Here is a 13,506-nt window from a genome sequence, read left to right as displayed (position 1 = left end):
CTTCATGCGCTCGCCGTCGCCACGCTAGGGTCAGGAGAGTGCCCCCCGTCCAGCCGCAGCCGATCCTCGAACCGTTGACGCCGGCGGCGGTCTTTCTGGTGGTGACCATCGACGACGGCGGAGAGGCCGCGGTTCATGACGCGCTGCCCGACATTTCCGGGCTGGTGCGCGCGATCGGTTTTCGCGAGCCCCCGAAACGGTTGTCGGCCATCACCTCTATCGGCTCGCAGGCGTGGGACCGCTTGTTCACCGGCCCGCGTCCCGCCGAGTTGCACCCGTTCGTCGAACTCAACGGCCCACGACACACCGCGCCGGCCACTCCCGGGGACCTGTTGTTTCACATCCGGGCCGAGAGCCTGGACGTGTGTTTTGAACTCGCCGACCGCATTTTGCGGTCGATGGCCGGTGCGGTCACCGTGGTCGATGAGGTGCACGGATTCCGCTACTTCGACAACCGCGACCTGTTGGGCTTCGTCGACGGCACCGAGAACCCCGACGGCCAGCTGGCCGTCAGCGCCACCGCGATCGGCGCCGAGGATCCCGAGTTCGAGGGCTGCTGCTACGTGCACGTACAGAAGTACCTGCACGAAATGGATTCGTGGAATTCCCTTTCGGTCAGCGAGCAGGAGCTGGTGATCGGCCGTACCAAGCTGGAGAACCTCGAACTCGACGACGACGAAAAGCCGGCCGACTCCCACATCGCCCTCAACGTCATCACCGACGACGACGGCACCGAGCTGAAGATCGTGCGGCACAACATGCCGTTCGGTGAACTCGGCAAAGGCCAGTACGGCACCTATTTCATCGGCTATTCCCGCACGCCGCGGGTCACCGAACAGATGCTGCGGAACATGTTTCTTGGAAATCCGCCCGGCAATACCGACCACATCCTCGAATTCTCCACCGCGATCACCGGTGGCCTGTTCTTCTCCCCCACTGTCGACTTCCTCGACGATCCACCGCCACTGCCGGCGGCGCCGGTGGCGGAAACGCCTGCCGCACAGGACGGCTCACTTTCCATCGGCAGCCTGAAAGGAACCACTTCATGAACAACCTCTACCGCGACCTGGCACCGGTCACCGAAGCCGCCTGGGAGGAAATCGAATTGGAGGCGACCCGGACGTTCAAACGTCATGTCGCCGGACGCCGGGTGGTCGACGTGAGCGGACCCGGCGGCCCGGTGACGGCGGCGGTCAGCACCGGCCGGCTGATCGATGTGGCGTCGCCCTCCGACGGTGTGGAGGCTCACCTGCGGGCAAGCAAACCCCTTGTCCGGCTGCGGGTCCCGTTCACCCTGTCCCGCTACGAGATCGACAACGTGGAGCGTGGCGCGCAGGACTCCGACTGGGACCCGGTCAAGGCCGCCGCCAAGAAGCTGGCATTCGTCGAGGACCGCGCCATCTTCGAGGGCTACCCCGCCGCGTCGATCGAGGGCATCCGCGCGGCCAGCTCGAACAAGCCGCTGACGTTGCCGGCGGATCCCCGCGAGATTCCGGACGTCATCACCCAGGCGATCTCCGAACTGCGGCTGGCCGGTGTCGACGGCCCCTATTCGGTGCTGCTGTCAGCCGACGTCTACACGAAGGTCAGCGAGACCACCGAACACGGATATCCGATCCTCGAACACATCGACCGGCTGGTTCCCGGGGACATCATCTGGGCGCCGGCAATCGACGGTGCTTTCGTGCTGACCACCCGGGGCGGGGACTTCGACCTGCAGCTGGGGACCGACGTGTCGATCGGTTACACCAGCCATGACGCGGAGACCGTGCAGCTGTATCTGCAGGAGACGCTGACCTTCCTGTGCTACACCGCGGAGGCCGCCGTCCCACTGGGCTCCTAGGAATAAACGCCGGCGACCCGCTGCTGACGGAGAGGCAAGAGAACTTCTCTCCTGGAGGCAGGGTTCGATGGCAGCAACAATGGCCGGCTCCACCGCGCTGGTGACCGGGGCCACGTCAGGGATCGGACGGGCGATCGCGCTACAGCTCGCCGAACGCGGGGTCGAGGTGGTGGTACACGGCCGCAGCGCCGAACGCGGCGAGAAGACTGTCCGCGAGATCGAAAATGCCGGCGGACGAGCGCGATTCGTTGCTGCAGACCTCACCGACAGCGAGGATGTGCGCCGCCTGGCGGCCGAAGCGGGACCGGTCGACATCCTGGTCAACAATGCCGGCATCTACCAATTCGGGGCCACCGTTGACACCGACGACTTAACGTTCGACGAGCACGTGAACGTGAACTTGCGCGCGCCGTACATCTTGGTCCAGCAGCTGGTGCCGGCAATGATCGAGCGGGGCGGCGGCGCGGTCGTCAACGTCAGCACCGTTGCGGCCTCGGTGCCGGCCAGCGGGGCGGGCATCTACGGCGCCACCAAAGCCGGCCTGGAGCTGCTCACGCGCGCATGGGCGGATGAGTTCGGCCGGTCCGGGGTACGGGTGAACGCGATCGCGCCAGGGCCGACCGACACTCCCGGGCTGGCGGTCACACCGGGTGTGTTGGACTCGGTGGCGGCCAGCACCGCGCTCGGCCGGCCGGCCGAGCCCGGCGAGATCGCGAGCGCGGTGGTGTTCCTCAGCTCCCCCGACGCCAGCTATGTCAACGGCGCTGTCGTGCCCGTGAGCGGCGGTCAACGCGCGATCGCCGCCTGAGGCAACGGTTTCCGCTACAGGTCGAGCACCAGCTCGGTGTCTGGGGCCGCCGAGCAGATGAGCACGGTCCCGGGCTCCGGAGGCTCCAGGGGCTGCTGGACATATCTGGCGCTGCCGGCAACGACGCCGGTCACACACACGTGGCAGACCCCGTTTCGGCAGGAATATCGAATGGGCACGTCGCACGCTTCGGCCAACTCGAGAATGCTTGCGTAGCCGGAGGACCAGGGAGCCGTCAAGCCGCTGCGCGCGAACGTGATCGCCGGTCCCGTCCCCGGATCGCCCGCCGGGGGATGCGGTGGGTTACGAGGGGCACCGTCGACGATGCCGGGGTCGATCGGCGGCAGGGTGCCGAACAGTTCGCTATGGATCCGCTGAGGGTCCAGCCCGGCAGCGGTCAGCGCATCGCGCATGTCGCTCATGAATTGGGTTGGGCCGCACAGGTATGCCGTCGCGTTGGCCGGGATGCCCAGCGCCGCGATGGCCGGGCGGTTCAGGCGGCCTTGTGTCTGGGTGTAGAACACCGACTGCCGCGCTCGCGGCAATGATCCGATCAAGCTGGTGACTTCGGTTGCGAAAGCTTGCGTTTGACGATTGCGGTCGGTGTGCACCCACCAGATGTCGCGGTCGCTGCGGGCCGCCGCGAGCGCATGCAGCATGGCCAAGACGGGCGTGATGCCGATGCCCGCCGACATCAGCAATACCGGACCGCCACCATCGGTGAGGTAGAACTCGCCACGCGGGGCGGCGGCCTCGACCACCGAGCCCGGCTCGACGTGCTCGTGCAGCCATCGGCTCACCAGACCGTGCTCTTCGCGTTTGACACTGATGCGGTAGTACCCCGCGGTGGGGTCTCCCGATAGGGAGTAACTACGCAGCGGGGGCGGCGCGCCCGCGCCGGGTATTCGCACCGTGAGGTATTGCCCCGGGAGCGGTGCCGGCAGCTCGGGGCCGTCGTCAGCCTCCAGTTGGATGGACGTCACTTGTGGGCTCTCCCCGCGTGTTGCGCTGACGCGCAACGGGCGAAATCCGACCCAAGCCGGGGGTGCGCCCAGGCGTTCGGCTGCGGATCCCTGCGGTGATTCGAGCATGTCCCGGAAGGACTGCTGCCAGCCGGGGCTGAGCGCAGGCACGTCGACGATCTTGCGGAGCTGGTCGCGTCTGCGGTTCGGCAGATACAAGAGCGCGTCCACGTCGGCGACGCTGAGCCCGTGCCGACCACGGCGAATTCGCACGATCTCGTCGCCCGCCCGGACCCGCCCCTCGGTGATCACCCGTAAGTAGAAGCCCGGCCGGCGTTGAGAGACAAGAAGGTTCGGCATCCTGGGTTCGTTCAGGCGCAGTCCGACCCGGAAGCACGTGACGCGGGGCTGGGTGACTTCGAACTCGGCTTCACCAATCCGGTAGCGGTCCCCGATACACACATCGTCGTCGGGCAGGCCGGTGACCGTGAAGTTCTCCCCGAAGTTGCCGGGCACGAGGTCGTCGCGTCCCAGATATTTCTTCCAGAAGTCGTAGGACTCGGTCTGGTACACCATGACGGCGCGTTGCTCGCCGCCGTGGCCGCCGAGATCGCCCTGGCCGTCGCCGTCGATGTTCAGGTGGCGCACCATGACCGGCCCCTGAACGGGCGATTTCCAGATCCCGGTGTACACGGTCCTGTCCAGCCACCGCACGTCCTTGGGCATGCCGACGTTCACCGAAATCAGTGCGCCCATAGCGTCACCTCCGAATCCCTCAACTGGGATGGCCGGCCCAGAATATGCCGCCCTGGGCCGGCAGGCAACAGGAGACGGCACTGGTGCCGCGGACCCTTCGGGTACATAATGGGTCACATAACCCATTATTGCTCGGAACACCAGAGTCCTACACGTCCAACGACGCCCGGCGCCGTCAGGACGACAACCGAGGAGGAAAGTCATGCCGGCTGTCCATCATCGATACGCCACCGTCGACGGTCACCGGCTTTTCTTCCGCCAAGCGGGCGACCGGAACGCTCCCGCGCTCGTGCTGTTGCACGGCTTTCCGACCAGCTCCTACATGTTCCGGCATCTGCTGCCGGCACTCGCGGACCGCTATCACGTCATCGCACCCGACCACCTCGGCTTCGGGCTTTCTGACGCGCCGTCCGTCCAACAGTTCGACTACACCTTCGACGCGCTGACCGACCTCACCGCCGGCCTGGTCCGCGAGCTCGGCATCGACAGATACGCCATGTACGTCCAGGATTACGGCGCGCCGATCGGTTGGCGACTTGCGCTGCGCGACCCGTCGGCGATCACGGCGATCATCACCCAGAACGGCAACGGCTACGACGCGGGGTTCGTCGACGACTTCTGGAAGGTCGTGCGGGCCTACCAGCGCGAGCAAACGCCCGAGACCGAGGCCGCAGTACGGCAGTTCCTCACGCTGGACGCCACCCGGTGGCAATACGTCACCGGCGTTCCCGACGAGACCCTGCTCGACCCCGAATCCTGGCTTCACGACTACGCGCTCATCTCGCGTCCCGGCAACGACCTGGTGCAGCTGAAGCTGTTGCGGGACTATGCGACCAACGCGCCGCTCTATCCGCGCCTGCATGACTACTTTCGCACCAGCCAGGTGCCCCTGCTCGCGGTGTGGGGTCGCGGCGACGAGATATTCGGCCCCGCGGGCGCCGAGGCGTTCGCCGACGACCTCCCCGATGCCGAGATCCGACTGCTCGACGGTGGGCACTTCCTGTTGGAGTCCGCGCTGGACGAGGTCGCCGAATTGATCCTCCGCTTCCTGGCGAAGGTCGACATGACTGCTTGACAGGGACCGCCGGCACCCAGGCGCTTCATTGGGTTGGATATCCCATAGTTCGGGGCGATCGCGAGTTAGCCTGACGCGATGGCCCATCCCGATGGTCAGGACGAACAACGGTTGACCGCCAAGGGGCGGGCCACCCGGGACCGCATCGTGGAAGCGGCCGCCCGACTGATCGTCACCGAAGGCCTCTCCGCGTCGAACATGGAGAACGTACGCAGGGCGGCGTCCGTCAGCGGTTCGCAGCTCGCCCATTATTTCGCCGACAAGAACGCCCTCATCCGCGCGGTCATCCGGCGTCAGATCGGCGTGGTTCTCGACTTCCACCGGCAGCCCAAGCTCGGTGGTCTGGCTTCGTTCGCCGACTTCGAACGGTGGATAGACCTCAATATGCGATACCTCAGGCGCATCGGATATTTCGGCACGCCCACCTATCACGCGCTTGCCGCACAGCTGGTGAAGTCCGACGACGCGACACGCGCAACGCTGGGAGCCGGCTATTGGCAGTGGATCGACCTGCTCGAAACGGCGATCCAGCGAATGAAAGACGGCGGCATCGTCGTCGCTGACGCCGACTCGCGAGCGCTGGCGATCGTAATCGTCGCCGCCCATCAGGGTGGTGGCACCTTGGCCTTCACCTACCACGCGGAATGGCCGCACGCCGATGCCGTCCGCTTCGCGATCAACCACCTGCGCAGCTTCGCCACCGATCCCGGCGAGCGGGTTGCCCGGCCCGCGCGGCGCCCTCGGCGCCTGCGCAAGACCCGCACCCTAACTGATGACAGCTCAACACGTTTCACCCGCAAGGGGCAGGCGACACGCGCGCGCGTCGTCGAGGTCGCCGCGCGCCTCATGTTCGAGCGCGGCGTCGCCGGCACCAGCATCGAACAGGTGCGCCGAGCGGCCGGGGTCGGCGGCTCGCAGATCGCGCATTACTTCCACGACAAGCGCGAGCTGACCCGTCAGGTGATCGCCGCCCGCCGCGAGGACGTACGGACCTTCCACACTGCGCCACCACTGGGCGACCTGGACACCCTCGACGCCCTGCAGGCGTGGGCCGATGCCTGCGTCGCCGACACCGACGCCGTATACCGCTTGGGAGGTTGCGTCTACGGCTCTTTGGCGGGGGAATTGATCGACGCCGACGACGAAGTACACGACGATCTCTCCGCCGGCTATGACCAGTGGATCGAGCTTTTTGAGACCGGCCTTGCCACCATGCGCCGTCGCGGCGAGCTGCGCCCCGATGCCGACCCGCGTCACCTGGCGGTATCGCTGGTGGTCGCGCACCAGGGCGGAGCGATGTTGACATACGCCACCGGGGATGCGGAACCGTTGCGGACCGCAGTCAATGCCGCCGTCGACTACGTTCGCACATTCACGCCGCACGCGCGTAAGAGCCGATCAACCCCGGCGCGACGCCGCGGCCCCTCCCGGGCCAATAGCTTCACCGCCCCATCTGGACAGATTGGGATAGGTAGCCCATAATAATTGGGTTAGCCGACCCATTACGGGCGGGAAGCTCTCCGGCTCCGTTCGGCATATCCAGACATGAATGCCCACTGAGCATTCGGGAGGAGCGGCAAATGTCGACCACCGATGCGTCCCAGCTGCCCACCGCGCCGGTAGTGGTGCGCGAACAAGCAGGGGGCGAAACCATGCGAGCGATCATTCTGAAGGGATTCGGCGGCCTCGACAAACTGGTCTACACCGACATCCCCAAGCCGCTGCCCAGAGACGGCGAAGTGGTCATCGAGGTCAAGGCGTTCGGCGTCAATCACGCCGAGATGCACATGCGTCGGGGCGAATGGGCGGAAGCCGCGGAAGTCAGCGGCATCGAATGCGTCGGCGTCGTCGACTCGTGTCCTGGCGGTGAATTCCCCGTGGGCGCCAAGGTGGCGGCATTGATGGGGGGTCTGGGCCGTACCATCAACGGCAGCTACGCGCAGTACACGCGTGTGCGCGCAGCCAACGTCACCCGCATCGAATCCGGGCTGCCCTGGGCGGATTTGGCGGCGTTACCCGAGACCTACGCGGTCGCGTGGACATGCCTCTTCCGCAACCTCAATCTGCAGGCCGGACAAACCCTGGTGCTGCGCGGCGCGACCTCATCGCTCGGGCAGGCCGCGCTCAAGCTGGCCGTCGCCGCCGGTGCGCGCGTCCTCGCCACCGCGCGAAGCCAGGGCCGGTTCTCCAAGCTGGAAGAGCTGGGCGCCTCCCGCGTCGAATTGGAGCGGCGCGACCTGGCCGACCATCTCCCCGAGGCGAAGCGGGTGGACACCGTCCTGGACCTGGTCGGCAACGGCACCATTCTGGACTCCCTGGACATGCTGCGCCGCGGCGGTACGGCATGCCTGGCGGGATGGCTGGGCGGGCTTGAACCCATCGGGGATTTCAACCCGCTGTTGCGCATGGCGAGCGGTGTCAACTGGAACTTCTTCGGCAGCTTCGTCTTTGGGGCTCCCGGCTTTCCGCTATCGGACGTTCCGCTGCAAGACATCGCGCGGCAGGTCGCAGAGGGCACGCTGGAGGCCAAGCCGTCTCGCGTCTTCTCTTTCGACCAGATACGTGAGGCGCACCGCGTGATGGAAGCGGGAGAGGCCGGCGGGAAGATGGTCGTTGTGATGCAGTGAACAACGACCGTCCGGGATCGTTCGCGAGAGGTCCGTCGAACTTGCGATCCCGCGGGCTGGGTCTGAGGAGGCGCAGTGGCCGTGCGGAAGACGGCCGAGGTGATCGCACTTTGGTGGCCGTCCTCGGAATGGCATTGATTTGCCTGTGTTTGGTCGGGTATCCAAGGCCCGACGTTCCCACTCTCAAGAAGGCCGAGCCCTAGCCATGCCCACACCGCCCGTCCTGGTTTTCGACGTCAACGAGACGTTGATCGACATCGACTCCCTCGCACCGCTTTTCACCGAGTTATTCGGCGATGAAAGGGTGCTCCGCGAGTGGTTCGCCCAGCTGGTCATGTACTCGATGTCCGCGACACTGGCGGACAATTACGTGAACTTCTCCACGCTCGCACAAGGCGTGCTGCGTATGGTCGGCGATATTCACGACGTCCGCGTCTCCGACGATGACCTGCACCGCCTGAAGACAGGTCTTCTCACCATGCCGGCACACCCGGAGGTACCCGAGGGGCTCACCAGGTTGCGAGACAATGGTTTTCGCCTGGTTACGTTGACCAATTCACCGCCCAACCCGGACGGGCCGACGGCCTTGCAGAGTTCCGGGCTGGCTGATTTCTTCGAACACCAATTGAGCGTCGACGGTTGTCGCGCCTTCAAGCCGGCGCCCGCCGTGTACCGATATGTGTGCGAAACGCTCGGGGTCGCGCCGACCGACTGCATGATGGTGGCCGCGCACGTGTGGGACACGCTCGGGGCGCAAAACGTCGGCTTCAGCGCGGCGCTCATCACACGCCCAGGCAATCCACCGCTACCGGTCGAGGGGCTGCCCCAGCCGAACCTCATAGCGAGCGACTTATGCCAGCTGGCCGAGAAGCTCACAGCCAACTGACGGACACCACAGAAAGGTCATTGACCATGGCGGTCGACAAGGAACGGGACTACGACGTCATCGTGCTCGGCGCCGGGCCGATCGGGCAGAACGTCGCGGAACGCGCCCGGGCGGGCGGCCTGAGCGTCGCGATGATCGAGCGCGAACTTGTCGGTGGCGAATGCTCGTATTGGGCCTGCGTACCCAGCAAGGCTCTGCTGCGTCCGGTGATTGCCGTCTCCGACGCCCGCCGGGTCGACGGGGCGCGGGAAGCCGTCGCCGGCCCCATCAGCGCCGCGGGAGCCTTCGGCCGCCGCGACCGCTACGTCAGCGACTGGGACGACAGCGGGCAGGCCGACTGGGTGAAGGGGATCGGCGCCACCCTGGTACGCGGCCACGGCCGGCTGGACGGTGCCCGACGAGTCGCCGTCACCGCCTCCAGCGGTGAGACGTCGGTGTTGACCGCGCGACACGCGGTCGTGGTCTGCACTGGAAGCCAGCCCGCTCTCCCCGACCTGCCCGGCATCGACGAAGCCCACCCGTGGACCAACCGCCAAGCCACCGACCACAGCTCCGTCCCCGAGCGACTCGCCGTGGTGGGTGCCGGTGGCGTGGGCGTCGAAATGGCGACCGCCTGGCAAGGATTGGGGTCGCGGGTGACTCTGCTCGCGCGTGGATCCGGCCTGCTACCCCGAATGGAACCCTTCGTGGGCGAGCTGATCGAACGCGGACTCACCGAGGCGGGCGTGGAGGTGCGCGTCGGGGTATCGGTCCGCGCGCTGCGCCGGGCCGATGACGGGCAGGTAAAACTCGAATTGGACGACGGATCCGAGTTATCAGCTGAGGAAGTGCTTTTCGCGACGGGCCGCGCGCCGCTCACCGACGACATCGGCCTGGAGACCGTCGGGTTGACACCGGGCGCATGGCTCGGCGTCGACGACACCTGCCGCGTGCGAGCGATCGAGGACGGCTGGCTCTATGCGGCAGGCGACGTCAATCACCGGGCCCTGCTAACCCATCAGGGCAAGTACCAGGGCCGCATCGCCGGCGCGGCCATCGCAGCTCGTGCGGTGGGCGCCCCGTTGGACACCGCACCCTGGGGACGGCATGCCACCACGGCTGACCATTACGCCGTCCCGCAGGCGTTCTTCACCGATCCCGAAGCCGCCGCGGTCGGCCTGACGGCCCAGCAGGCGCAGCGGGCCGGGCACCGGGTGCGCACGGCCGACATCGAAGTCGGCGACGCTGTGACGGGGGCCAAGCTCTACGCCGATGGGTACACAGGCCGGGCGCGGATGGTGGTCGATCTCGATCGCGAGCACCTGCTCGGGGTCACGCTGGTTGGACCCGGGGTCACCGAAATGCTTCACTCCGCCACGATCGCCATCGCCGGCCAGGTGCCCATCGACCGGCTGTGGCACGCCGTGCCCTGCTTCCCGACGGTCAGCGAGCTGTGGCTGCGGCTTCTCGAGGCGTATCGGGATGCGTCGGACCATAATTGACCCATGGCCACCGCAGACGGATTCCACCCGGACTTCGACGAGAAGGCGCCGGAAGCCACCGGCAACCGGGTGCACCACATCAAGGCGTCGGACATCAGCTCCGACACCGCGCAATCGGACGGGCTTCGTCGCTTCGCCGCGCTCAGCGGCACGTCGGTCGGCGCCGAAAAGCTCTGGATGGGTGAGACGCACGCAATGCCGTCGACCGTCTCGTCCAACCATCATCACGGCGATTCGGAAACCGCCATCTACGTGCGCAGTGGTCACCCGGAATTCGTCTTCCACGACGGCACCGGAGAGGTGCGTATCTCGACCTCACCCGGGGACTACGTGTTCATCCCGCCGTATCTGCCGCACCGCGAGGAAAATCCCGACCCGACCAGCCCGGCGGAGGTCGTCATCGCGCGCAGCACCCAGGAGGCGGTCGTGGTGAACCTGCCGGCGCTCTACCCCCTCTGATCCCTAGACCGTTCCGTAGACGGCGATTTCGACGAGGTTCCCGTCGACGTCGCGGCAGTAGTGCGACGTCATCGGGCCGAGTGCGCCGGTCCGGGTCACCGGACCCGCGACGACCTCCACACCACACTCGACGAGGTGAGCGCGCACGTCGTCGGGGCTGCTGCGCGTGATGAAGCACAAGTCCGCGGAGCCGGCGGCCTCGACCGACCCGGTGACCCAGTCGGGATCGCCGGCCAGCGCCCCGAGGGGCCGCAGGTTGAGTTTCTGCTCCCCGAAGCGCAGCGCGATCCGCGCGGACGGGCCGAACGTCTCCCGGCGCATCCCGAGCACCCGCTCATACCAGGCCGCGGTTGCCTCGACGTCGCTGCAATTCAGCACGACGTGGTCGATCCCTTCCACCGCGAATCCCATGTCCGGACCTCCTGAGGTGACGCGAAAATCGCTCAGCACCAGCCTAATCGGGACTCGGTACAGCAGCCGGACGGTGACCGGTCTTTACCCTCCGCTCACCAGACGTTTTAATACGTCTTATGACCAGCCGGTCGCTCGACCTCGAGTCCGCCGATCTGCGAGTTCGGCGCGGCAGCGTACCCGCGAGCACCCAGCTCGCCGAGGCGCTCAAGGCCGCGATCATCAAGCAGCGCGTGCCCCGCGGCGGACGCCTGCCCAGCGAACGCGAGTTGATCGATCGGTCCGGTCTGAGCCGGGTAACCGTGCGCGCGGCGGTCGGACTGCTCGAGCGCCAGGGCTGGCTGGTCAGACGCCAAGGCCTGGGGACCTTCGTGACCAACCCAGTGCGGCAGGAACTGGGCTCCGGCGTGCGCACGATCACCGAAGTCTTGGCGAGTTCGGGGATCACCCCCCACGTCGACGTCCTGTCGCACCGCGTCGAGGAACCCCCACAGCGGGTCGCCGAAACGCTGGGCTTGCCCAAAGTTCTGTGCATCCAGCGACGTTTCCGGGACGGGGACGCGCCCCTGGCGCTGATGATCGCGTATCTACCGCCGGGGCTGGGGAGGGCCGTTGAGCCGCTGCTGGCGAGCGTCTCGGACGCGCAACCCGAGCGGGCGATGGAAAGCACCTACACGATGTGGGAGCGGCGGCTGGGCATCCCCATCGCCCGGGCCACCTATGAGATCCATGCGGCGGGCGCCTCCGTCGAGGTGGCCGGCGCGTTGAATCTGCCGTTGGGCTCCCCCGTGCTCGTGCTCGAACGGATCAGCTACGGACGGGACGACAAGCCGCTCGAAGTCGTGGAGTTTCATTACCGCCCCGAGCGGTACCGATTCTCGGTGACGCTGCCACGGACCATGCCGGGGCCGGGCGCCGGGATCGTGGAGCGGCGGCCGGACACCGAACCTTGACGACGGCGCTGAGCGGATCCGGCCGCTCAGCAAATTCTCAACAGTTTCTTCGCGGGCTCATGGCTTGTCTCCCAGCATTCGCAAAGCCACTGGCCGCAGCATGATTTCATGGCGAACGAGCTGATGTGCGCGAACCTGGTCGAACGTTACCTGCGCACGCGTGGGCGACGCTACTTCCGCGGCCATCACGACGGCGAATACTTCTTCGTCACCGGCGCGCGTGCGTGTACTTCGGGGCGCCTGCACGTCCATCTCGAGATCTCGCCCGCGCACGGCGATGTGCTGATCGTTCGGGTGACTCCCGCCTGCTTCTTCCCCGCCGGCGAGCGCCCCTGGCTGGTGCACTTCTCCGACACGTGGAACCACGCGGAGCACGAAGTCACCGCGATCGTGCACGGCTCGTCCGACCCGCAGCGGATCGGCGTGGTGGCGCGCAGGTCACGCTGGATCCGACCCGGCGTCTCCTTTGAGGAATTCGCCGCCTTCGTCGACGGCACCGTCGCGGACGCGACCGACCTGTTCGACGCGTTGAGCCCGGCCACGCAATGGCCGACGGCGCACCCGTTGCTGCGCGACGCCGGCTGAACCGAACTCGACTCACGCCCGCCCAGCGCGGCGATTTCCGTTCAGACCGAAAGCACCGCGTCCAGCGCCGAATAGAACAGGCCCAAGCCGTCGTCGGAGGGCCCCGTCAACGCTTCGATGGCGTGCTCGGGATGCGGCATCAGCCCGACGACGCGGCCGTTGGCGGAGCTGATGCCGGCGATGTCGTGCAGCGAGCCGTTGGGATTGTCGAGGTAGCGGAACACCACCCGGCCCTCCCCCTCCAGCTCGTCGAGCACATCGTCGGGGGCCACGTAGCGGCCCTCGCCCGACTTCAGCGGCACCAGCAGCTCAGCGCCCCACTCGAAACGCGACGTCCAGGCCGTCGAGATCGACGCCACCCGCAGCCACACATCCCGGCAGACGAAATGCAAACCGCTGTTGCGGGTCAACGCCCCGGGAAGCAGCCCGGCCTCGCAGAGCACCTGAAAACCGTTGCAAATGCCCAACACCGGCACGCCGCGCTGCGCGGCGGCCACCACTTCGCCCATCACCGGGGCGAACCTGGCGATGGCCCCGGCCCGCAGGTAGTCGCCATAGGAGAAACCGCCGGGTACCACCACGGCGTCGACGCCGCCCGGGCCGCGCGCCGGGTCGGCGCCGAAGCGGTCAGCCTGTGGCACGCTGACGCCGACCTCAAGG

General features: G+C 67.0%; 14 protein-coding genes. 11 read left to right on the top strand and 3 right to left on the bottom strand.

The features are described from left to right. Positions 1–38 precede the first annotated feature (38 nt). From A9X04_RS13535 to A9X04_RS13525, 3 genes are all read left to right on the top strand, one after another. On the top strand, positions 39–1,049 hold the full coding sequence (locus tag A9X04_RS13535; RefSeq protein ID WP_067921098.1) for a Dyp-type peroxidase: 1,011 nt from the start codon (positions 39–41) through the stop codon (positions 1,047–1,049). Then, positions 1,046–1,843, top strand: coding sequence for a family 1 encapsulin nanocompartment shell protein (locus tag A9X04_RS13530; RefSeq protein ID WP_067921096.1), 798 nt, complete (start codon positions 1,046–1,048; stop codon positions 1,841–1,843). Before A9X04_RS13535 ends, A9X04_RS13530 begins: the two co-directional genes overlap by 4 nt. 67 nt (positions 1,844–1,910) lie before the next feature. Further along, positions 1,911–2,651: an SDR family NAD(P)-dependent oxidoreductase gene (locus A9X04_RS13525; RefSeq protein WP_067921094.1), complete on the top strand. Its 741-nt coding sequence runs from the start codon at positions 1,911–1,913 to the stop codon at positions 2,649–2,651. Between the two features lie 14 nt (positions 2,652–2,665). On the opposite strand, the gene A9X04_RS13520 is transcribed toward A9X04_RS13525, so the two are convergent. Further along, positions 2,666–4,369: an MOSC domain-containing protein gene (locus A9X04_RS13520; RefSeq protein ID WP_067921092.1), complete on the bottom strand. Its 1,704-nt coding sequence runs from the start codon at positions 4,367–4,369 to the stop codon at positions 2,666–2,668. A gap of 202 nt (positions 4,370–4,571) precedes the next feature. On the opposite strand from A9X04_RS13520, the gene A9X04_RS13515 reads away from it, so the two are divergent. The 6 genes from A9X04_RS13515 to A9X04_RS13485 all read left to right on the top strand — a co-directional run bounded on the left by A9X04_RS13515 (position 4,572) and on the right by A9X04_RS13485 (position 10,897). Further along, complete coding sequence (locus tag A9X04_RS13515) at positions 4,572–5,444, top strand: alpha/beta fold hydrolase (protein WP_067921090.1); 873 nt, start codon at positions 4,572–4,574, stop codon at positions 5,442–5,444. 147 nt (positions 5,445–5,591) lie between these two features. Next, a complete protein-coding gene (locus tag A9X04_RS29720) occupies positions 5,592–6,926 on the top strand; it encodes a TetR/AcrR family transcriptional regulator (protein ID WP_231985723.1) in 1,335 nt (444 codons plus the stop codon). Positions 6,927–7,024: 98 nt separating this feature from the next. Further along, on the top strand, positions 7,025–8,071 hold the full coding sequence (locus A9X04_RS13500) for a zinc-binding dehydrogenase (RefSeq protein ID WP_067921088.1): 1,047 nt from the start codon (positions 7,025–7,027) through the stop codon (positions 8,069–8,071). Positions 8,072–8,276: 205 nt separating this feature from the next. Then, complete coding sequence (locus A9X04_RS13495) at positions 8,277–8,957, top strand: haloacid dehalogenase type II (protein ID WP_067921086.1); 681 nt, start codon at positions 8,277–8,279, stop codon at positions 8,955–8,957. A 26-nt stretch (positions 8,958–8,983) separates the two neighbouring features. Further along, positions 8,984–10,438 carry an NAD(P)/FAD-dependent oxidoreductase gene (locus tag A9X04_RS13490; protein ID WP_067921084.1) on the top strand — a complete coding sequence of 485 codons (1,455 nt, stop codon included), beginning with the start codon at positions 8,984–8,986 and terminating at the stop codon, positions 10,436–10,438. A gap of 3 nt (positions 10,439–10,441) precedes the next feature. After that, complete coding sequence (locus A9X04_RS13485) at positions 10,442–10,897, top strand: cupin domain-containing protein (protein ID WP_067921081.1); 456 nt, start codon at positions 10,442–10,444, stop codon at positions 10,895–10,897. A gap of 3 nt (positions 10,898–10,900) precedes the next feature. Here the strand turns inward: A9X04_RS13485 and A9X04_RS13480 are convergent, their stop codons facing one another. Next, complete coding sequence (locus A9X04_RS13480) at positions 10,901–11,308, bottom strand: VOC family protein (protein ID WP_067921079.1); 408 nt, start codon at positions 11,306–11,308, stop codon at positions 10,901–10,903. A 119-nt stretch (positions 11,309–11,427) separates the two neighbouring features. On the opposite strand from A9X04_RS13480, the gene A9X04_RS13475 reads away from it, so the two are divergent. Both A9X04_RS13475 and A9X04_RS13470 read left to right on the top strand, forming a co-directional pair. After that, on the top strand, positions 11,428–12,261 hold the full coding sequence (locus A9X04_RS13475; protein ID WP_067921077.1) for a GntR family transcriptional regulator: 834 nt from the start codon (positions 11,428–11,430) through the stop codon (positions 12,259–12,261). Positions 12,262–12,369: 108 nt separating this feature from the next. Then, the gene (locus tag A9X04_RS13470; RefSeq protein WP_067921075.1) at positions 12,370–12,846 is read left to right on the top strand and encodes a hypothetical protein; all 477 of its coding nucleotides are present in this window, start codon (positions 12,370–12,372) and stop codon (positions 12,844–12,846) included. Positions 12,847–12,887: 41 nt separating this feature from the next. Here the strand turns inward: A9X04_RS13470 and purQ are convergent. After that, positions 12,888–13,506: phosphoribosylformylglycinamidine synthase subunit PurQ (gene purQ, locus A9X04_RS13465; protein WP_369828958.1), on the bottom strand; the 619-nt coding region annotated here is incomplete at its 5' end.

It is taken from the genome of Mycobacterium sp. E3247 (assembly GCF_001667785.1).
In the GTDB taxonomy this organism is placed as follows: domain Bacteria; phylum Actinomycetota; class Actinomycetes; order Mycobacteriales; family Mycobacteriaceae; genus Mycobacterium.
This window is presented reverse-complemented; position numbering and strand designations above follow the sequence as displayed.